This is a genomic window from Muricoccus radiodurans, from assembly GCF_050154705.1.
In the GTDB taxonomy this organism is placed as follows: Bacteria; Pseudomonadota; Alphaproteobacteria; order Acetobacterales; family Acetobacteraceae; genus Roseomonas; species Roseomonas radiodurans.
Genome location: NZ_CP189561.1, coordinates 6,033,373 through 6,051,695, shown reverse-complemented (window position 1 = coordinate 6,051,695; position 18,323 = coordinate 6,033,373). Strand labels below are relative to the sequence as shown.

At 72.6% G+C, this 18,323-nt stretch carries 15 protein-coding genes; 14 read left to right on the top strand and 1 reads right to left on the bottom strand.

The genetic code is table 11. The features are described 5' to 3' along the window. Nucleotides 1–36 precede the first annotated feature (36 nt). The gene (locus tag ACP6CK_RS28155) at nt 37–1,350 is read left to right on the top strand and encodes a vanadium-dependent haloperoxidase (RefSeq protein WP_426956652.1); all 1,314 of its coding nucleotides are present in this window, start codon (nt 37–39) and stop codon (nt 1,348–1,350) included. Nucleotides 1,351–1,439: 89 nt separating this feature from the next. Further along, nucleotides 1,440–2,411, top strand: coding sequence for a tripartite tricarboxylate transporter substrate-binding protein (locus ACP6CK_RS28150; protein WP_426956651.1), 972 nt, complete (start codon nt 1,440–1,442; stop codon nt 2,409–2,411). A gap of 144 nt (nt 2,412–2,555) precedes the next feature. On the opposite strand, the gene ACP6CK_RS28145 is transcribed toward ACP6CK_RS28150, so the two are convergent. Next, nucleotides 2,556–3,029, bottom strand: a complete 474-nt coding sequence (locus ACP6CK_RS28145) for a DUF3592 domain-containing protein (RefSeq protein WP_426956650.1) — start codon at nt 3,027–3,029, stop codon at nt 2,556–2,558. A 201-nt stretch (nt 3,030–3,230) separates the two neighbouring features. Between ACP6CK_RS28145 and ACP6CK_RS28140 the strand changes: the two genes are divergently transcribed. The 12 genes from ACP6CK_RS28140 (at nt 3,231) to cysG (ending at nt 18,318) form a co-directional block, all read left to right on the top strand. After that, nucleotides 3,231–3,602, top strand: coding sequence for a YciI family protein (locus tag ACP6CK_RS28140; RefSeq protein WP_426956649.1), 372 nt, complete (start codon nt 3,231–3,233; stop codon nt 3,600–3,602). Beyond that, complete coding sequence (locus ACP6CK_RS28135) at nt 3,599–4,858, top strand: RNA polymerase sigma factor (protein WP_426956648.1); 1,260 nt, start codon at nt 3,599–3,601, stop codon at nt 4,856–4,858. Before ACP6CK_RS28140 ends, ACP6CK_RS28135 begins: the two co-directional genes overlap by 4 nt. Nucleotides 4,859–5,018: 160 nt before the next feature. Further along, on the top strand, nt 5,019–5,573 hold the full coding sequence (locus ACP6CK_RS28130; protein WP_426956647.1) for an ANTAR domain-containing response regulator: 555 nt from the start codon (nt 5,019–5,021) through the stop codon (nt 5,571–5,573). A gap of 220 nt (nt 5,574–5,793) precedes the next feature. Next, nucleotides 5,794–6,864 (top strand): CmpA/NrtA family ABC transporter substrate-binding protein, encoded by a 1,071-nt coding sequence (locus tag ACP6CK_RS28125; protein WP_426956646.1) that lies wholly within the window; start codon nt 5,794–5,796, stop codon nt 6,862–6,864. Then, nucleotides 6,861–8,126 carry a CmpA/NrtA family ABC transporter substrate-binding protein gene (locus ACP6CK_RS28120; protein WP_426956645.1) on the top strand — a complete coding sequence of 422 codons (1,266 nt, stop codon included), beginning with the start codon at nt 6,861–6,863 and terminating at the stop codon, nt 8,124–8,126. The genes ACP6CK_RS28125 and ACP6CK_RS28120 overlap by 4 nt, the downstream gene beginning before the upstream one ends. Nucleotide 8,127: 1 nt before the next feature. Continuing rightward, nucleotides 8,128–8,991, top strand: coding sequence for a nitrate ABC transporter permease (ntrB, locus tag ACP6CK_RS28115; RefSeq protein WP_426956644.1), 864 nt, complete (start codon nt 8,128–8,130; stop codon nt 8,989–8,991). A gap of 13 nt (nt 8,992–9,004) precedes the next feature. Beyond that, complete coding sequence (locus ACP6CK_RS28110) at nt 9,005–9,805, top strand: ABC transporter ATP-binding protein (protein WP_426956643.1); 801 nt, start codon at nt 9,005–9,007, stop codon at nt 9,803–9,805. Further along, nucleotides 9,802–10,989 (top strand): NAD(P)/FAD-dependent oxidoreductase, encoded by a 1,188-nt coding sequence (locus ACP6CK_RS28105; protein WP_426956642.1) that lies wholly within the window; start codon nt 9,802–9,804, stop codon nt 10,987–10,989. The genes ACP6CK_RS28110 and ACP6CK_RS28105 overlap by 4 nt, the downstream gene beginning before the upstream one ends. Next, complete coding sequence (locus ACP6CK_RS28100) at nt 10,989–12,719, top strand: NirA family protein (protein WP_426956641.1); 1,731 nt, start codon at nt 10,989–10,991, stop codon at nt 12,717–12,719. The genes ACP6CK_RS28105 and ACP6CK_RS28100 overlap by 1 nt, the downstream gene beginning before the upstream one ends. After that, nucleotides 12,716–14,359, top strand: a complete 1,644-nt coding sequence (locus tag ACP6CK_RS28095) for a hypothetical protein (RefSeq protein WP_426956640.1) — start codon at nt 12,716–12,718, stop codon at nt 14,357–14,359. Before ACP6CK_RS28100 ends, ACP6CK_RS28095 begins: the two co-directional genes overlap by 4 nt. A 3-nt stretch (nt 14,360–14,362) precedes the next feature. Continuing rightward, nucleotides 14,363–17,008, top strand: a complete 2,646-nt coding sequence (locus ACP6CK_RS28090; RefSeq protein ID WP_426956639.1) for a molybdopterin-dependent oxidoreductase — start codon at nt 14,363–14,365, stop codon at nt 17,006–17,008. Then, nucleotides 17,008–18,318, top strand: coding sequence for a siroheme synthase CysG (gene cysG / locus ACP6CK_RS28085; RefSeq protein ID WP_426956638.1), 1,311 nt, complete (start codon nt 17,008–17,010; stop codon nt 18,316–18,318). Before ACP6CK_RS28090 ends, cysG begins: the two co-directional genes overlap by 1 nt. Nucleotides 18,319–18,323: the final 5 nt, after the last annotated feature.

Genomic DNA, 18,323 nt, shown 5'->3' with positions numbered 1-18,323 from the left:
GCCAAGTGGATGGGCCGGAGTGATGGGGAAGCTTCGATGACGTTGTTCCGCCTGGCGCGCCGCGGTCTTCTCGCGGCCATCGCGGTGCTCGTCGCGTGGCCCACCATGGCGCAGACCCAGATGGCGCCGGGGGACCGGGGGCGGCTGGACACGGCCCCGCCGCCCGGGGGACTTGTGACGGCCTGGACCCTCGCGGCCGACCGGCTCGGCGGCGGCGCCTCGAACTGGCGGACCCGGGCGATCATGCACATCGCGATGCACGATGCGCTGAACGCCGCCGAGCCGCGCTACGCCCGGTGGCGCCCGGCCGGTCGGGGCGAGCCGCCGCCGAACGGGGCCGCCCCGCTCGTCGCCATGGCGGCGGCGGCCTACCACGTGCTCCTGACGCGCCACCCCGAGGCGGCGGTGTCGGAGGCCGACCGGCTGTTCCGGGACGCGGTCGCCGCCGACCGGCCCGGCGCGCCGGTGCGGGCGGCCACCCGTCTCGGCACTGCCGTCGCACGGGCGACGCTCGCGGCCTATCCGAACCCGTCCGGGATCCCGCCGCTCTTCCCGACGGCTTTCGGGGTGGGGCAGTGGCGCCCGACACCGGAGGCGCAGCTGAACTCCACCCTCAACCCGTACCGGCCCTTCCTGCCGGTCAACCCAGCGGAACTGGCCGGCCGGCCGCCGAACCAGCTCGACAGCCCGCGCTACCTCGCCGACCTGGAGGAGGTGCGGATGATCGGCGCGCTCCGCTCCACCCTGCGGACGCCGGCGCAGACCGCCGCCGCCTTCTTCTGGGCGGAGCAGTCCTCCCAGCGCGGCTTCGCGCATCTCGCCGTTCGGCTACTGGCGGAGCACCCGCTGCCCGGCGGCGTGTGGGAGGAGGCCCGGGCGATGGCGGTCCTCTCGGTGTCGCTCGCGGATTCCGCCATCATCGCCTGGGATGCGAAGCGGCGTTACGGGTTCTGGCGGCCGGTCACCGCGCTGAACACCGGTACCCCCGGAGCGCCGTCCGAGCCGGGCTGGCGGCCGCTGATCGAGACGCCCCCGCATCCCGACCACCCGTCGGGCCATGCGACGGACTGCTCGGCGGGCGCGCACGCGCTCCGGGCTGTCTTCGGCCGCGACCTCGGGCCGGTCGCCTATCCCGGCGTGGACGTGCCGGGGGACCCGGTCCGGACCTTCAACCATCTCTCGCAGGTGGCGGTGGAGTGCGCGTCGAGCCGGCTCTGGGCGGGGGTCCATTTCCGCACCGCCAATGAGGAAGGGCTGCGGCTCGGCGAGGAGATCGCACGGCGGGCGATCGCCGCCGTGCCGGCCCTGCCGCGCGCCGCGCGGGTCGCGGAGGCCACCCTCCGCCGCTGAGCCCGGCTGCGCGCCAGGGTTGCACGGCGCCGCGCTCCGGGGGCAGCCTTCGGCCCAACGCCCGGCACGGGCGATGGGAGAAGCGAACCATGACCCTGTCCCGCCGCGCGGCCCTGGCCGCGCCCGCCCTGCTGCTGGCCCGCCCCTCGCTCGGCCAGGGCGGCTTTCCGACCCGGCCGGTCCGGATGATCGTGCCCTACACACCCGGCGGTGTGTCCGACATCACCGCGCGGCTGATCGCGGAGCCGCTGGCCGCGCAGTGGGGCCAGGCGGTGCCGGTGGAGAACCGGGCGGGGGCGGACGGGATCATTGGCACCGACGTGGTCGCGAAGGCGGCGCCGGACGGGCACACGCTGGCGCTGGTCTCGGTCGGGCATCCGGTCAATGCGGCCTTCTACAGGCTGCCCTATGACACGATGCGGGACTTCTCCTTCGTCACGCTGACGACGAAGACGCCGCTGGTGCTGTGTGCCGGACGGGGCTTCGGGCCCTCCACCCCGGCGGAGCTGGTGACATACGCCAGGGCGAACCCGGCGGGGCATGTGACCTTCGCGGGAACGTCCGGCGTGGTGCGGCTGGCGCCGCTGCTCTTCGCGCAACGAGCGGGGATCGAGATGACCTACGTGCCCTATCGCGGCTCCACGCAGGCGCATCCGGACCTGATGGGCAATCGGGTGAACATCATGTTCGACACGGTGCCGGCCGCCCTGCCCCACATCCAGTCCGGCGCCTTCAAGGCGCTGGCCACGACGGGCGCGGCGCGGGCGCCGCAGCTGCCCGACGTGCCGACGCTGGGGGAGGCCTTCATGCCGGGCTTCGAGGCGTCCACCTGGGGCATGGTGATCGGGCCGGCGAATCTTCCCGAGGCGCTGCTGGCGAAGCTCTCGGCCGATTGCGGGGCGGCGGTGATGCGGCCCGACGTGGCCGCGCGCCACGCGACGCTGGGCGCCGAGGTCGTGCGGTCCACGCCGGAAGAGACCCGGCGCTTCGCGCAGGCGGAGATGGAGAAGTGGGGCGACGCCGCGCGGAAGGCGGGGATCCAGCCGCAGAGTGCGAGCTAGCCAGGCGAGGCCCGGGGCCGGCGCGGGCCGCACCTCGCGGACCCACTGGCCTGGGTGGCCCCCGCGGTGCCGACCAGGACGGTCCCGCGGCAGCCTCGAAAAGACAGAGGGGGCCCCGGGGATACTTCCCCCCGGCCTTGCTTCTCACACCTTCACCCGGCGTCCCGTGACGAGCGGTATGACCGAGATCGCGGCCATCAGGATCGCGAGGCCTCCGAGGATCCAGGGGAGTACGCCCGGCCCGCCCTCCAGCGCCGAGGCGAGGCGGACCTTCGTCGGGTCCTGCGGGTCGTAGCGCAGGGGCAGGGTACGGCCGGCGCGGATATCGGACTGGTCCATCTCGTCGGAGACGGTGCCGAGGACGACGCGGCGGTCGGCGGTCCAGTAGCTGAAGGTGGGGTAGTAGCTCGTGCTTCGGCTTCGGCCGGAGGTGACCTGGCGGTAGCCGCCGGTCATGCGGCCCTCCGTCGGGATGGCGTTGCGGGCCATGCTGCGGTGGTCCAGCACGATGTCGAGCGCGCCGTAGCCGAGGCCGAGCGCGATGAGGAGGCCGACCAGCGGGATGATCCAGGCGAGCGCGCCGCGCCTGGCCTTCGGGGGCGAGACCGTGGCGCTCACGGCTGGCGTCCCGGCGCGGAGGGCAGCACATCCGGCATCGCGGTTCCTCGTCGGCGGCTCGGGAAAGGCTAGTCGCCCGGCCGTTTCGAGGTCCATTCGGAACGGTCGCGATCGAAGAAGCGTGATTCCGGCGGATTTCTTCGCGGCGCTGTCGGAGTGCGGCATCCTTCTCCGTCCTGTGGGGGACGAAGGACGGTCGGGATGCTCTACGCCATTCTCTGCTACGATTCCGAGGACGTGGTCGGCGCCTGGACGACGGAGCAGGACGCCGCGGTGATGGCGAAGCTGGACGTGGTGCAGCGCAAGCTCGCCGCGGAGGGGCGGCTAGGGCCGGTCGCGCGGCTGCTGCCCACCACCGCCGCGACGACCGTCCGCAAGGGGCGGGAGGCGATGGTCCTCGACGGGCCTTTTGCCGAGACGAAGGAGCAGTTGCTGGGCTTCTACGTCGTGGACTGCGCGTCCCTCGACGATGCGGTGGAGGTGGCGAAGGAGCTGGCGCGGGCCTCGTCCTCCGCAGGCGCCTTCGAGCTGCGGCCGCTGTCGGTGTTCCGGCCGGGAGGACTGTCGTCATGACCGAACTCGCCTGGGTAGATGCGGCGCTGACCTCCGCGCGGCCGCAGGCGGTGGGGGCCCTGCTGCGCTACTTCCGCGACCTGGACATGGCGGAGGAGGCGTACCAGGAGGCCTGCCTGCGGGCGCTGCGGAACTGGCCGGTGAACGGGCCGCCGCGCGATCCGGCGGCCTGGCTGATCCTGGTGGGGCGGAACGCGGCGCTGGACGCCACGCGCCGGAAGCGGCGGGAGGCGCCGTTGCCGGAGGAGGAGCGCATCTCCGACCTGGAGGATGCCGAGGGCGCGGCGGCGGAGCGGCTGGACGGGGAGCGGTACCGGGACGACGTGCTGCGGCTGCTGTTCATCTGCTGCCACCCGGAGCTGCCGGCCACCGGGCAGATCGCGCTGGCGCTACGGGTCGTCTCGGGGCTGAGCGTTGCGCGGATCGCGCGGGCCTTCCTGGTCGGCGAGGCGGCGATGGAGCAGCGGATCACGCGGGCGAAGGCGCGGATCGCGGCGGCCAACGTGCCGTTCGAGGCGCCGGGGGCCGTCGAGCGGGCAGAGCGGCTGGGGGCGGTCGCGGCGATGATCTACCTCGTCTTCAACGAGGGGTATTCGTCCCGCGAGGGGCCAGGGACGGCGCGGGCGGCGCTGTGCGACGAGGCGATCCGGCTGGCGCGCCTGCTGCTGCGGCTGTTTCCGGGAGAGCCGGAGATGATGGGGCTGACCGCGCTGCTTCTGCTGCAGCACGCGCGGGCGCCGGCGCGCTTCGACGAGGCGGGCGAAGTTGTGCTGCTGGAGGCGCAGGATCGGTCCCTGTGGGACCCGAAGATGATCGCGGAAGGGCTGGCGCTGATGGAGAAGGCGATGCGGCATCGCCGGCCCGGGCCGTATCAGGTGCAGGGCGCGATCGCGGCCCTGCACGCGCGGGCGGCCTCGGCGGCAGACACCGACTGGGCAGGGATCGAGCGGCTCTACGCAACGCTGGAGCGGATGGAGCCGTCACCGGTCGTGACGCTCAACCGGGCGGTGGCGGTCTCGAAGCTGCACGGGCCGGCGGCGGCGCTGGAGATGGTGGAGCCGCTGGGCTCGCGGCTGGACGGGTATTTCCACTTTCACGGACTGCGCGGCGCGCTGCTGCGGGGGCTCGGCCGGGGCGAGGAGGCGCGGGTCGCCTTCGACCGCGCCATCTCCCTGGCGAACACGGCGGCGGAGGCCGCGCATATCCGGCAGCACCTCGACGCGCTGTCGCGGGAGGCGATGCCGGCCGGGGTTTGAGCGACGGCGGTCAGCCGTCCCGACAGCGTCGGTCTCGCGACGGCCGTTGGGACGGCCATGGCCGTCCACTTCCTCCGGCGCTGCCCCAGGTTACGCTGCGCTGCACAATGCTTGCAAGGAAGTGCCGGGTCCTCGAGATGGGGGAGGCGCTGCCCTGCGCGTGCTGCTGGTGGATGCGGATTCGGAGCGCGCGGCCCTGGTCTCGGCCGGGTTGGTCGCGGCCGGCTACGAGGTGGTCGCCCTCTCTCCCGACACGGACGACCTGACGCGGCAAGTGCGGGAGACGCAGGCCGAGGTGATCGTCTGCGACCTGGACGACCCGTCCCGGGATCAGCTCGAGAGCATGCGGGCGCTGAACCGGAACGAGCCGCGGCCGGTGGTGCTCTTCGCGTCGCGGGGCGAGCCGGACCAGATCGAGGCGGCGCTGGAAGCAGGCGTGGCGGCCTATGTCGTCGAGGGGCTGGCGCCCGCCCGGGTGCGGCCGGTGGTAGAGGTGGCAATCCGCCGGTTCCGCGCCCATCACGCGCTGCGACAGGAATTGGAGGCCACGCGGGCGACGCTGGAGGCGCGCTCGGTGATCGAACGGGCCAAGGCGCATCTGATGGAGACGCGGCGGCTGACAGAGGACGCCGCTTACAGGCGGCTGAGGCGGTCGGCGATGGATCGTGGGCAGCGGATCGTCGATGTCGCGCGGGAGATTATGAATAACAAATAGGCATTTGGCCTATTCTCTCGACATCTGAGGGTTTTATTCCGACGCTATGAACGGTTTTGGTGCAATTTCGGCATTGCTGCCCTCTGCCGCGGTGTGGTGAAACGGCGTAGCCCAGGACCGACGCACAACGGCGTGCGTCACCAGTTCCCGTCTGGGCCCTGTCCCGGCGGTCCAATGGCGGCCCGTCTCCCACCCCCTCGGGGGATGTCGGAGCGCGCGCTTGTCCGCCACTGTCCTGCGCATCGGCTACGTGCCCCTGTCGGATGCCGCGCCGCTCGTCGTCGCGGAGGAGCTCGGGCTCTTCGCGCGCCACGGGCTGCGGGTGGTGCTGTCCGAGGAATCGGCGTGGGCCGCGGTGCGGGACCGGATCGCGCACGGGGCGCTGGACGGGGCGCATCTGCTGGCGCCCATGCCGATCGCGCTGGCGTGCGGGCTCGGCGGAGTGCGGGCGCAGCTCTCGGTCGGAGCGGGCATCGGGCGCAACGGGAACGCCGTCACGCTGTCCCTGCCCCTGGCCGAGGAGACCGGGCTCGATCCCGCCGGCACGCCGCCCGATGCCGCCGCCTTCGCGGCCGCGATCCGGCGCCGGGCTGCGGATGGTCGGCCGCGCGCACGGATCGCCGCGGTGTTTCCCTTTTCCTCTCACCACTATCTGCTGCGGCACTGGCTCGCGGCCGGTGGGCTCGACCCCGATCGCGACCTGGAACTGACCGTCCTGCCGCCGCCGCGGACGGCGCGCGCGCTGGCCGCCGGGGCGGTGGACGGATTCTGCGCCGGCGAGCCCTGGGGGAGCCACGCCGCCGCGCTCGGCGTCGGGCGCGTGGCCCTCACGGGTGGCGACATCTGGCCCGACCATCCGGAGAAGGTGCTGGCGTTCCGCGAAGGGATCCCGCCCGAGGTCGCGGTGGCCTGCACCGCGGCGGTCATCGCCGCGGCGCGCTGGCTGGACGATCCCGCGAACCGCGAGGAGGCCGCGCGGCTGATGCACGCGCGCATCTTCCCCGACATGGCGCTGGATACGGTGCGGCTGGCCTTCACGGGACGCGTGCCCGCGCCGGCCGCTCCGCGCGTCCTGGACGCGCCGCTGCGCTTCCGCGAGGCGACGCTCGCCCGCCCCGAGGCGGCAGCGTGGTGGCTGCGGCAGATGCGCCGCTGGGGACACGTGCCCGCCGCCATTTCGGATTCCCAGGCGCTCGCGCCCTACGCCGATTCGATCTGGCGCGCCGCCGCCGCCCTGCTGGGCGAGGCGGAGCCCGAGACCGTCATTCTTCCCGAGGAGATCGCTGCGTGACCTTGAATCGTCGCCAGGCCATCGCGGCCACGGCCGCCCTCTTCGCCGCGGCGCGCGCGGCGACGCCCCGCGGAGCCTTCGCGCAGTCCCCGACAACGCCGGAGGTGCGCAAGGCGGTGCTCGGCTACATCGCGCTGACGGACGCCGCGCCGCTGATCATCGCGAAGGAGAAGGGGATCTTCGCGAAGTACGGGCTGCCCGACGTCGAGGTATCCAAGCAGGCCTCCTGGGGCGCGACGCGCGACAACATCGTCCTCGGCGGCGAGCGGGGCGGCATCGACGGCGCGCATATCCTCTCTCCCCTCCCTTACCTCATCCATACGGGGCGGGTGACGCAGAACAACCAGCCCGTGCCGATGGTTCTCCTCGCGCGGCTGAACACGAACGGACAGGCCATCTCGGTCGCGGAGAAGCACAAGCCGCTCGGCGCTCGGCTGGACGCGTCGCCGCTGCGGCGCGCGATGAACCGCGAGAGCAAGTTCGCCATGACCTTCCGCGGAGGCACCCACGACCTGTGGATCCGCTACTGGCTGGCGGCCGGCGGGATCGATCCGGACGGCGACGTGCAGACGATCGTCGTGCCGCCGCCGCAGATGGTCGCGAACATGAAGGTCAACACCATGGACGCCTTCTGCGTCGGCGAGCCGTGGAACGACCAGCTGGTGAACCAGCGGATCGGCTACTCCGCGCTGGTGACCGGGGAGCTGTGGCGCGATCACCCGGAGAAGGCGCTGGGGATGCGCGCCGACTGGGTGGAGCGCCACCCCCGCGCGACCGAGGCGCTGACCGCCGCGGTGATCGAGGCGCAGCGCTGGTGCGACGCCGACGCGAACAAGCCGGAGATGTGCAGCATCATCGGCCGCCGGGCCTGGTTCAACGTGCCGGTGCCGGACATCCTGCCGCGGTCGCAGGGCAACATCGACTACGGCGACGGCCGCCGGGTCGAGAACTTCCCGCTGCGGATGAAGTTCTGGCGCGACCACGCAAGCTATCCCTTCCCCAGCCATGATCTCTGGTTCCTGACCGAGGACATCCGCTGGGGCGTACTGCCCTCCAACACCGACGCGAAGGCGCTGATCGCCCAGGTGAATCGTGAGGGGATCTGGCGGGCGGCGGCGGAGCGCGCGGGCGTCCCCGCGTCCGAGATGCCGTCCGGCCCGTCGCGCGGGCGGGAGACCTTCTTCGATGGAAAGGTCTTCGACCCCGAGGACCCCGCCGCCTACCTCGCCTCCCTCACCATCAAGAAGCTCGCCGGGGCCTGAGATGAACGTCGCCTCTACCAAGCCGGCGCCCGCGCCGGTCGCCATCTCCCGCCCCGCGCCGGTGGTGCTGCCCACGACAGGCCGCTGGCAGCCGATCGCCGCGAAGGTCGTGCCGCCGCTCGTGCTGATCCTCGCCTTCCTGGCGATCTGGGAGTACGCGGCCAGCGGCAGCGGCGCCACCCTGCCGCCGCCGAGCAAGGTGTGGGCCGATTCACAGGAGCTGATCACCAACCCGTTCTACGACCGCGGCGGACTGGACAAGGGGCTGTTCTGGCACATGCTGGCCAGCCTGCAGCGCGTGTTGCTGGGCTTCACGCTCTCGGCCATCGCGGGGATCGGGCTGGGGCTGCTCGTCGGCACCTCCACCTTCGCGATGCGGGGGCTGGACCCGATCTTCCAGGTGCTGCGGACCGTGCCGCCGCTGGCCTGGCTGCCGCTTTCCCTGGCGGCGTTCCGGGAGGCGCAGCCCTCCGCGATCTTCGTGATCTTCATCACCGCGATCTGGCCGATCATCATCAACACCGCGGTCGGCGTGCGGAACGTGCCGCAGGACTACCGCAACGTCGCCGCTGTCATCCGCCTGCGCGGGCCGATGTACTGGTGGCGCATCGTGCTGCCGGCGGCCGCGCCCTACATCTTCACCGGGCTGCGCATCGGCGTCGGCCTGTCCTGGCTCGCCATCGTGGCGGCGGAGATGCTGATCGGTGGCGTCGGCATCGGCTTCTTCATCTGGGACGCGTGGAACTCCTCCAACCTGTCCGACATCATCGTGGCGCTCGTGTACGTGGGCCTGACGGGCTTCGCGCTGGACCGCAGCGTGGTGGTGGCCGGCCACATCGTGACCCGCGGCACTTCGGCGACCTGAGGCGGAGACCGAAATGAGCAACGCGCCCTTCCTCGACATCTCACACCTGACCATCGCCTTCCCGCGCAGCCCGCTGCCGGTGCTGAACGGCGTGGACCTGAAGATCCGCCGAGGCGAGTACGTGGCGGTGATCGGGCATTCCGGCTGCGGCAAGTCCACGCTGCTGAACGTCATTGCCGGGCTTCTGAAGGCCAGCGCCGGCGGCGTGGTGCTGGAAGGCAAGGAGGTGAACCAGCCCGGCCCGGACCGCGCCGTGGTCTTCCAGAACCATTCCCTGCTGCCCTGGCTCACCTGCTACGAGAACATCCGCCTGGCGGTGGACCAGACCCTGTCCGCGTCCCTGTCCAAGGCGGAGCGGCACGCCTGGACGATGGAGAACCTCGAGCTCGTCCGCATGTCCCACGCGAAGGACAAGCGGCCGAACGAGATCTCCGGCGGAATGAAGCAGCGCATCGGCATCGCGCGGGCGCTGGCGATGAAGCCGAAGGTTCTGCTGCTGGACGAGCCCTTCGGCGCGCTGGACGCGCTGACCCGCGCCCACCTGCAGGACCAGGTGATGGAGATCCATGCGCGGCTCGGCACCACGGTGATGATGATCACGCACGACGTGGATGAGGCGGTCCTGCTTTCGGACCGGATCGTCATGCTGACCAACGGGCCGAACGCCCAGGTGGGCGAGATCCTGGATATGGACCTGCCGAGGCCGCGGGACCGGCTGGCGCTGGCGGCCGATCCGCGTTTCATCGCCGCGCGCGCGGCGGTGCTGGAGTTCCTGCACCACCGCCACACCGCGCCGGGGCTCGTCGTGGCGTGACCATCCTGGTGGTCGGGGCCGGACCGGCGGGGACGCGCTGCGCCCTGCGGACCGCGGCGCGGCTGCCTGGGGCGGCGGTGACGCTGCTCGGGGCCGAGCCCGCCCTGCCATATGACCGTGTGGCACTGTCCCGCTACCTCGTCGGGGAGGTGGAGCAGGCGGATCTGGTGACGCATTCCCTGGCCGATCTCTCGGCCGCGGGGGTGCTGTATCGGCCGGGCACCGGGGTCGCTTCGATCGACCGGGAAGAGCGCTGTGTCGTCAGCGCGCGGGGGGAGCGGATCCGCTACGACCGCCTCGTGCTCGCGACGGGGTCGCGCGCCGTCCGGCTGCCGTTGCCGGGCGCCGATCTGCCGGGCGTCGTGCCCTGGCGCGACCTGGCGGAGAGCCGGGCGATGCTCCAGGCAGCGCGGGATGGTGGCGCGGCGGTGGTGATCGGCGGCGGGCTGCTGGGGCTGGAAGCGGCGGCGGGTCTCTCCGCCCGTGGCATGAAGGTCACGGTGCTGCACGCCGTTGGCTGGCCGATGGAGCGGCAGCTCGACAGCGATGCAGGCGCCCTGCTGGCACAGCGTCTGCGCGGGAGGGGGCTGACGCTGCACATGCCCGCCGCGACCGCGGCGATCGAGGGACGCGAGCGGGTCGAGGCGGTGCGGCTGGCGGACGGCACGCGAATCCCCGCGGGGCTGGTAGTGATGGCCGTGGGCGTGCGGCCGAACGTCGATCTGGCGCGGGCGGCCGGATTGGAGGTGAACCGCGGCATCGTCGCGGATGCCGCGATGCGGACGAGCGATCCGCGCATCCTGGCCGTGGGGGAGTGCGCGGAGGTGGAGGGGCGGCTGATCGGGCTCGTCGCCCCGGCGCTGGAGCAGGCGGAGGTGGCGGCGGCGACGCTGGCGGGGGATGCCGCGTGCTGGACGCCGCGCACGGACGCGGCGGCGCTGAAGGTTTCCGGCACGAAGGTCTGGTCGGCGGGCGAGGTGGCGCCGGCGGACGCGGAGGCGGTGACGCTGCGCGGCGGCGAGAGCTATCGCCGGCTCTGGTGGCGTGGCGACCGACTGGTGGGGGCGGTGCTCTACGGCGACACGGCGGAGGCCGGCTTCTTTCAGCGACTGATCAGCGAGTCCGTTCCCGTCGCCTGCCGGGCCGAGGCGACCTTGGGTGAATCCTACTGCGAGGCTGCGTGATGGACGGCGTCCACTTCTCCCAGGAGCAGCAGGAATACCTGAAGGGGTTTATGGCGGGCGTCGAGGCGCGCCGCGGAACCCTCTCACCGAGCGGAGCCTCGGAGGGCGGGGCGCCGCCAGATGCGATGCGTGCGGCACAGGACGCGACGGTGTCTGCCGGCGGGAAGCTGACCGCCGAGGAGAAGATGAAGCGGGAGAAGCACCCGCTGGATCGTTGGGACGAGGTGGAATCGCGCGCGCAGGCGAAGCGGTTTCCGCACGGTCTGGAGAACCTCGCGACACGCTGGCACGGGCTGTTCTATGTCGGTCCGACGCAGGATTCCTTCATGTGCCGGCTGCGGATTCCGGGCGGCATCCTCTCCTCTCATCAGGCGCGGGGCGTTGCCGCGATCGCGGCGGAGTGTGGCGGCGGCTATGTGGACGCCACCACGCGCAACAACCTCCAGATCCGGGAGATCCCGGCCGAAAGGGGCGTGGAGCTGATCGAGCGGCTCGCGGACCTCGGCATCATCCCGAAAGGAACGGGCGCGGACAATATCCGCAACATCACGGCCTCCCCGACCGCGGGCATTGATGCCCAGGAGCTGATCGACACGCGCGGCATCGTGCGAAAGCTGCACCACCACATCCTGAACACGCGCGATCTGTTCGGGCTACCGCGGAAGTTCAACATCTCGCTGGATGGCGGCGGGCGCGTGGCGGTGGTCGAGGACACGAACGACATCGCCTTCACGGCGGTTCGCGTCGGCGGGGAGGTGCTGTTCCGCCTGGGGCTGGGCGGGATCACGGGACACCGGGACTTCGCGCGCGGCACGGGACGTGTCGTGGCGCCCCATGATGTGGTGAAGGTTTGCGATGCGATCCTCCGCGTGTTCCTGGCGCATGGCGACCGGACCGACCGGCGCAAGGCACGGCTGAAGTATCTGCTCGATGCATGGGGGCTGCCGCGCTTCCTCGAGGCGGTGGAGGCGCAGCTCGGCCGACCATTGCGCGAGGCCGATGTGTTCGAGGCGGCACCACCTCCGCACAAGCACGGGCATCTGGGCGTGCACGACCAGCGGCAGGACGGGTTGCAGTATGTGGGCGTGGTGCTCCCGGTGGGGCGGATCACGGCGGATCAGCTGCGTGGGCTGGCGCGGATCGCGGACCTCTATGGTAGCGGCACGCTGCGGCTGACGGTGTGGCAGAACCTGCTGATCTCCGACATTCCGCGGGAGCGGATGGCGGAGGCCTGCGGAGAGATCGAGGCGATCGGCCTCGGCACCACCGCCAGCCATCTGCGCGGCGGGCTGGTGGCCTGTACGGGCGCGGCCGGCTGCAAGTTCGCGGCGGCCCACACGAAGCAGCACGCCACCGCGCTGGCGGATTACCTGGAGGCGCGCATCGCGGTGACGCGTCCCATCAACATCCACCTGACCGGGTGCCACAACTCGTGCGCCCAGCACTATATCGGCGACATCGGCCTGATCGGCGCCAAGGTGGAGCGCGGTGAGGAGGAGGTGGAGGGTTACGACCTCCATGTCGGCGGCGGCGCGGGGGTGGAGCAGAGGATCGGCCGGCTGATCCGTCCGAAGGTGGCGCATGACGAGCTGGCGCCGCTGGTGCTGAACCTCCTGCGGGCCTGGCAGGCGGAGGCGCCGGACGCGTCCTTCCAGGACTTCACCGCCCGCCACGACGAGGCCGCGCTCGCCGCCATGGCGGAGCGGGCCACCGCGGACTCCGACGCATGAACGCCATCTCGCCGATCCAGGGCGCCTTTCCGCAGCCTGCCCCGACGCCGCTGATCCCGGAGAGCGCGCCCTTCTCGCCGGAGCAGCGCGCCTGGCTGAACGGGTTCCTGGCGGGACTTTATGGCGGGGCTGCGGCGGGCGGCGCGACGGCCGCTCCTGCCGCGGAGCCGGAGGAGGATTTCCCCTGGCACGATCCGGCGCTGGGCCTGGATGAGCGGCTGAAGCTCGCGGACGGCAAGCCGCCGGCGCGCCGCTACATGGCGGCGATGGCGCAGCTCGACTGCGGGCAGTGCGGCTATGTCTGCAAGACCTATGCGGAGGCGATCGCGTCGGGCGCGGAGGGGTCGCTCGCCCTCTGCGTGCCGGGTGGGAAAGCGACCCAGAAGGCGCTGAAGGCCCTCGTCTCGGAGGCGCCGGCGCCCGCGCCCGCGCCGGCGTTGCGGCCGACCGGGCCGTCGATGGTGCCGATCAGGGTGCTGGCCGCGCACAGCCTTTCGGGCGAGGGATCGGCGAAGGATGTGCGGAACCTCGTGCTCGACCTAGAGGGGAGCGGGCTGCGCTACGAGCCCGGAGACAGCCTCGGGCTGCTGGCGCCGAATGATCCGGCCCTGGTGGAGCGCTGCCTCCAGGTGCTCGGCGCGAGCGGGGAGGAGATGGTGACCTGCCCCGACGGCGTGTCGCGGCCGGTGCGGGAGGCGTTCCTGTCGCATCTCGCGATCGCGCGTCCGCTGGACCGAACCATGGACCTGCTGGCCGGCGCGGCGCGCGACCCGAAGGAGGCCGCCATGCTGCGCAAGCTGGTGGACGGGGATGACGACGCCGAGCCACAGGATGCCGACCTGCTGGACCTGCTGGAGGCCTTCTCCTCGGCGCGGCCTTCGCTGACCGATCTGGCGGCGTCGCTGCCGGGGCTGAAGCCGCGGCTCTACTCCATCGCGTCCTCGCCGCTGGCCGTGCCGGGGCGGGTGGAACTCTGCGTGTCCGTGGTGAAGGCGGAGCGGCGCGGGCGGGTGCGGCAGGGCGTGGCGTCCTCGCATCTCGGCTTCCGGGCGCTGCCGCAGAGCGGGGCGCTGATCCTCGCGGAAGACGGCGGGCACGCGCTCCCCGGCGACCGGGAGCGTGCCCTGCCCGTCTCGGCCCTGCTGCCCGCCTACATGCAGGAAAGTCATTTCCGATTGCCCGAGGACCCGCGCACGCCGGTCGTCATGTGCGGACCGGGAACGGGGGTCGCGCCCTTCCGGGCCTTCCTGCAGCACCGTGCGGCACAGGGGATCAAGGGGCGGACCTGGCTGTTCTTCGGGGACCAGAAATCCGCCACCGACTACCTGTTCCGGACTGAGATCGAGGGATGGCTGGCGGACGGGACGCTGGAGCGGCTGTCGCTCGCGTGGTCACGCGATCCCGGCGCGAAGAAGGTCTATGTGCAGGACCGGATGAAGGAGCAGGCGGCCGATCTCTGGCGCTGGTTCCAGGACGGCGCGCGATTCTACATCTGCGGCGATGCGTCCCGCATGGCGAAGGACGTGGACACGGCGCTGCGGGGCATCGCCATGTCGGAGGGGCGCATGGATGCGGACGCGGCGCGGGACTGGATCGTCGCCCTGGCGAAGCAGAACCGCTACCAGCGCGACGTGTACTAGGCCGTGGACGCGCTGCCGCCCTCCCCCGCTCTGACACGGACGACCTGCCCTTATTGCGGCGTCGGATGCGGGGTGCTCGCGGCCCCGGACGGACGCGTGGCGGGTGATCCGGAGCATCCGGCCAATCGCGGGCGCCTGTGCAGCAAGGGCACGGCCCTGGGCGAGACGCTGAACCTGCCCGGGCGGCTGCTGTATCCCGAGGTTCGGGGGAAGCGAGCGTCGTGGGATGCGGCCCTGGATGCCGTGGCGGAGGGGTTCCGCTCCGCGCAGGACCGGCTGGGGCGGGACGGCGTCGCGCTCTACGTGTCCGGGCAGCTGCTGACCGAGGACTACTACGCGGCGAACAAGTTCGCGAAGGGATTCCTGGGGACCTCGAACATCGACAGCAACTCGCGGCTCTGCATGGCGAGCGCGGTGGCGGCGCACAGGCGCGCCTTCGGCGAGGACGTGGTGCCCGGGACCTACGAGGACCTGGAGGCCGCTGATCTCGTCGTGCTGGTGGGGAGCAACCTCGCCTGGTGCCATCCGGTGCTGTTCCAGCGCGTGGCAGCCGCGAAGGCGCTGCGGCCCTCCATGCGCGTGGTCGTGGTGGACCCGCGGCGCACCGCGACGTGTGAGGGTGCGGACCTGCACCTGCCGCTGCGGCCGGGATCGGATGTAGCACTCTTTTCCGCGCTGCTGGCCCATCTCGACGCAGCCGGCCGCACGGACCGGGACTACGTCGAGGCACACACCGAGGGGCTGGACGAGACGCTGGCGGCGGCGCGGGCCGATGCAGCGCGCGTCGTGGAACGGACGGGGCTCGATCCGGCCGACGTGGAGACCTTCTTCCGCTGGTTCGCGGAGACGCCGCGGGTCGTCACCCTCTGGAGCCAGGGCATCAACCAGTCCGAGGTCGGGACGGATGGGGCCAACGCGATCATCAACCTTCACCTGCTGACGGGCCGGATCGGGGTGGAGGGTGCCGGGCCGTTCAGCGTGACCGGCCAGCCCAATGCCATGGGCGGCCGGGAGGTGGGCGCGCTGGGGCACGTACTAGCCGGGCACCTCGATTGGGCGGTGCCGGGGGAAGCGGAGCTGGTGCGCGGGCACTGGAACGCGCCGAACCTTGCGGCGCGGCCAGGGCTGAAGGCGGTGGAGCTGTTCCGGGCGCTCGGCGAAGGGCGGATCGGGGCGCTCTGGGTCATGGCGACCAACCCCGCGGTGTCGCTGCCTGATGGGGATGCGGCGCGGGACGCGCTGGCACGGGCGCCTTTCCTCGTCTCGTCCGAGGTGGCGGCCGCGCAGGACACGGCGGCCTACGCGCATGTCAGGCTGCCGGCGCTGGGGTGGGCGGAGAAGAACGGGACGGTCACGAACAGCGAGCGGGTGATCTCCCGCCAGCGCGGCTTCCTGCGTGCCCCGGGCGAGGCGCGGCAGGATTGGTGGACCGTGTCGCAGGTGGCGCGGCGGCTGGGATGGGGCGACGAATTCGCCTGGACGGGCCCGGCGGCGATCTTCCGGGAGCACGCGGCGCTGACCGGGCTAGGGAATGCGGGCCAGCGGGCCTTCGACATCTCCGGCCTCGCGGAGCTGACGGATGCGGAATACGACGCCCTGCCGCCCACACGCTGGCCGGTGCCGGCGGCAAGGGCCGGTACCTCGCGCTTCTATGCCCCGGGCCGGTTTCCGGCCGGGCGCGTGCGCCTCGTTCCTACCCCGGTGAACGACCGGCCGGCCGAGGAGCCGGGGACACTGATCCTCCTGACCGGGCGCACCCGCGATCAGTGGCATACCATGACCCGCACCGGCGGCGTGCCGCGGCTGATGGCGCACGCGCCGGAGCCGGTTCTGGCAGTGCATCCAGAGGATGCCGGGGGCATCCCGGACGGCGCGCTGGGCCGCATCACCGGCACGGGGGAGACGACCGGAAGCGCGGTGCTGCGGGTCCGGCATGATCGGGGCCAGCGGCGGGGAACGGTCTTCGCGCCCATGCACTGGACCGGTCAGAACGCGCCCTCCGCGCGGGTGAACGCGGCCGTACCTCCGGCGACCGATCCGGTGAGCGCACAACCGGCACTGAAATCGGCCCGCGTCATGCTCTCGCCCTTCGTGCCGGCCTGGCACGGCTTCCTGATCGCGCAGCGGGACCTCGGCGTGGATCTGGCCGCGTATGGCACGACCGGCCTCGCGGGGGCGGGGGTATGGCGGCACGAGTTGGCGGGGGATGATGGGCCGGCCGAGGCCTTCGCGCGGCTCACGGCGCTGCTGAATGGGCCCGGCGCCTACTGGGCGCGGCTGGAAGACCCGGCGGGCGGGCTGCACCGCGGCGTGCTGATCGAGGGCGGTCGCCAGGTGGCGGCGCTCTTTCTCGGGCCGGGGCACCGGCTGCCGCCGCGGGACTGGCTGGCCTCCTTGATCGCGCCGGAGGCGAAGGCGGCGGACTTGCCGCTCGCCGCCCTGCTGGCCGGGCGGGCCGCGGAGGGTCCACCCCCCTCCCCCACCATCTGCGTCTGCATGGGCGTGACCCAGGCCGGCGTCTGCGCGGCCATCGCCGCCGGGGCGGGCAGCGTCGCGGGCGTGGGGGAGCGGACCCGCGCCGGGACGGGGTGTGGCTCCTGCAAGCCGGAGATTGCATCCCTCCTCGCCGCCGCCCTACAGCCCGCCTGATGCAGCACTTCCCGGCCTTTCTCGACCTGAAGGGGCGCACCGCCCTCGTCCTGGGCAAGGGCGAGGCGGCCGACATCAAGGCCGGGCTGCTCGCGCGCGCCGGGGCGGCGCTGCGGCGGGCGCCGGGTTTCTCCCCGGACCTGCTGGAGGGGATCGGCATCGCCATCGGGGCCGGCGCGGCGGACGCCGACCTTCAGGCCCTGTCGGCCGCCTGCATGGCACGGGGGGTCCCGGTGAACATCGTGGACCGGCCCGCGCTCTGCTCCTTCGTCATGCCGGCGATCGTGGACCGCGATCCCGTGACGATCGGCATCTCCACAGGCGGTGCGGCGCCCGTGCTGGCGCGGCTGGTCCGGGCGCGGATCGAGGCCGTGCTGCCGCCGGCGCTCGGGCGGATCGCGGCCATGGCGGAGCGGTTCAAGGCACGGGTGCGGGCGGCGCTGCCCGACGTGGCCGCACGCCGGCGATTCCTCGATTCAGTCCTGACCGGGCCTGTCGCCGATCTGGCGGTGGCCGGCCGGGAGGCGGAGGCGGATTCCGGCTTCGCGGTGGCGCTGAACGCGGCCGAGACACGGCCAGCGGGGATCGTGCACCTCGTCGGCGCGGGGCCGGGGGCGGCGGACTTGCTGACCTTGCGCGCCCTGCGGCTGCTGGGCGAGGCGGACGTGATCGTCCACGACCGGCTGGTGGGCGAAGCCGCTCTGGACCTGGCGCGGCGGGACGCGGAGCGGATTTACGTCGGCAAGTCCCGCGCGAACCACTGCCTGCCGCAGGGCGAGATCAGCGCCCTGCTGGTGCGACTGGCGCGGGAGGGCAAGCGCGTCGTGCGGCTGAAGGGCGGCGATCCCTTCATCTTCGGTCGCGGGGGCGAGGAGCTGGAGGCGTGCCGCGCCGCGGGGATCGCCTGTGAGGTCGTGCCGGGCGTGACGGCGGCGACGGCCTGCGCCGCCTCGGCCGGGATTCCGCTGACGCACCGGAACCATGTGCGGTCGGTGACGCTCGCGACGGGGCACACGCGGGAGGGGCGGATCGATCTGGATTTCGCGGCGCTCGCCCGGCCCGGGCAGACGCTGGCGATCTACATGGGCGTGACGACGCTGCGGCCCTTGCGGGACGGGCTGGTGGCGGCCGGGCTGTCGCCTGCGACGCCGGCGGCGCTGGTGGAGGCGGGCGGGACGGATCACGCCCGCACGCTGCGGGGGACGCTGGACAGCCTGGTGGACGATGCACCGCGCTGGCACGGGGGCGAGGCGGCGCTGCTGATCGTGGGCGAGGTGGCGGCGGAGTCCGTCCTGGCGCGGGCGGCCTGAGCGGC

Bases quoted from the DNA above. Each gene is read 5' to 3' on its own strand.
- ntrB (WP_426956644.1), top strand. From the start codon at position 8,128: ATGAACGTCGCCTCTACCAAGCCGGCGCCCGCGCCGGTCGCCATCTCC.
- ACP6CK_RS28095 (WP_426956640.1), top strand. From the start codon at position 12,716: ATGAACGCCATCTCGCCGATCCAGGGCGCCTTTCCGCAGCCTGCCCCG.
- ACP6CK_RS28155 (WP_426956652.1), top strand. From the start codon at position 37: ATGACGTTGTTCCGCCTGGCGCGCCGCGGTCTTCTCGCGGCCATCGCG.
- ACP6CK_RS28140 (WP_426956649.1), top strand. From the start codon at position 3,231: ATGCTCTACGCCATTCTCTGCTACGATTCCGAGGACGTGGTCGGCGCC.
- ACP6CK_RS28100 (WP_426956641.1), top strand. From the start codon at position 10,989: ATGGACGGCGTCCACTTCTCCCAGGAGCAGCAGGAATACCTGAAGGGG.
- ACP6CK_RS28110 (WP_426956643.1), top strand. From the start codon at position 9,005: ATGAGCAACGCGCCCTTCCTCGACATCTCACACCTGACCATCGCCTTC.
- ACP6CK_RS28135 (WP_426956648.1), top strand. From the start codon at position 3,599: ATGACCGAACTCGCCTGGGTAGATGCGGCGCTGACCTCCGCGCGGCCG.
- ACP6CK_RS28150 (WP_426956651.1), top strand. From the start codon at position 1,440: ATGACCCTGTCCCGCCGCGCGGCCCTGGCCGCGCCCGCCCTGCTGCTG.
- cysG (WP_426956638.1), top strand. From the start codon at position 17,008: ATGCAGCACTTCCCGGCCTTTCTCGACCTGAAGGGGCGCACCGCCCTC.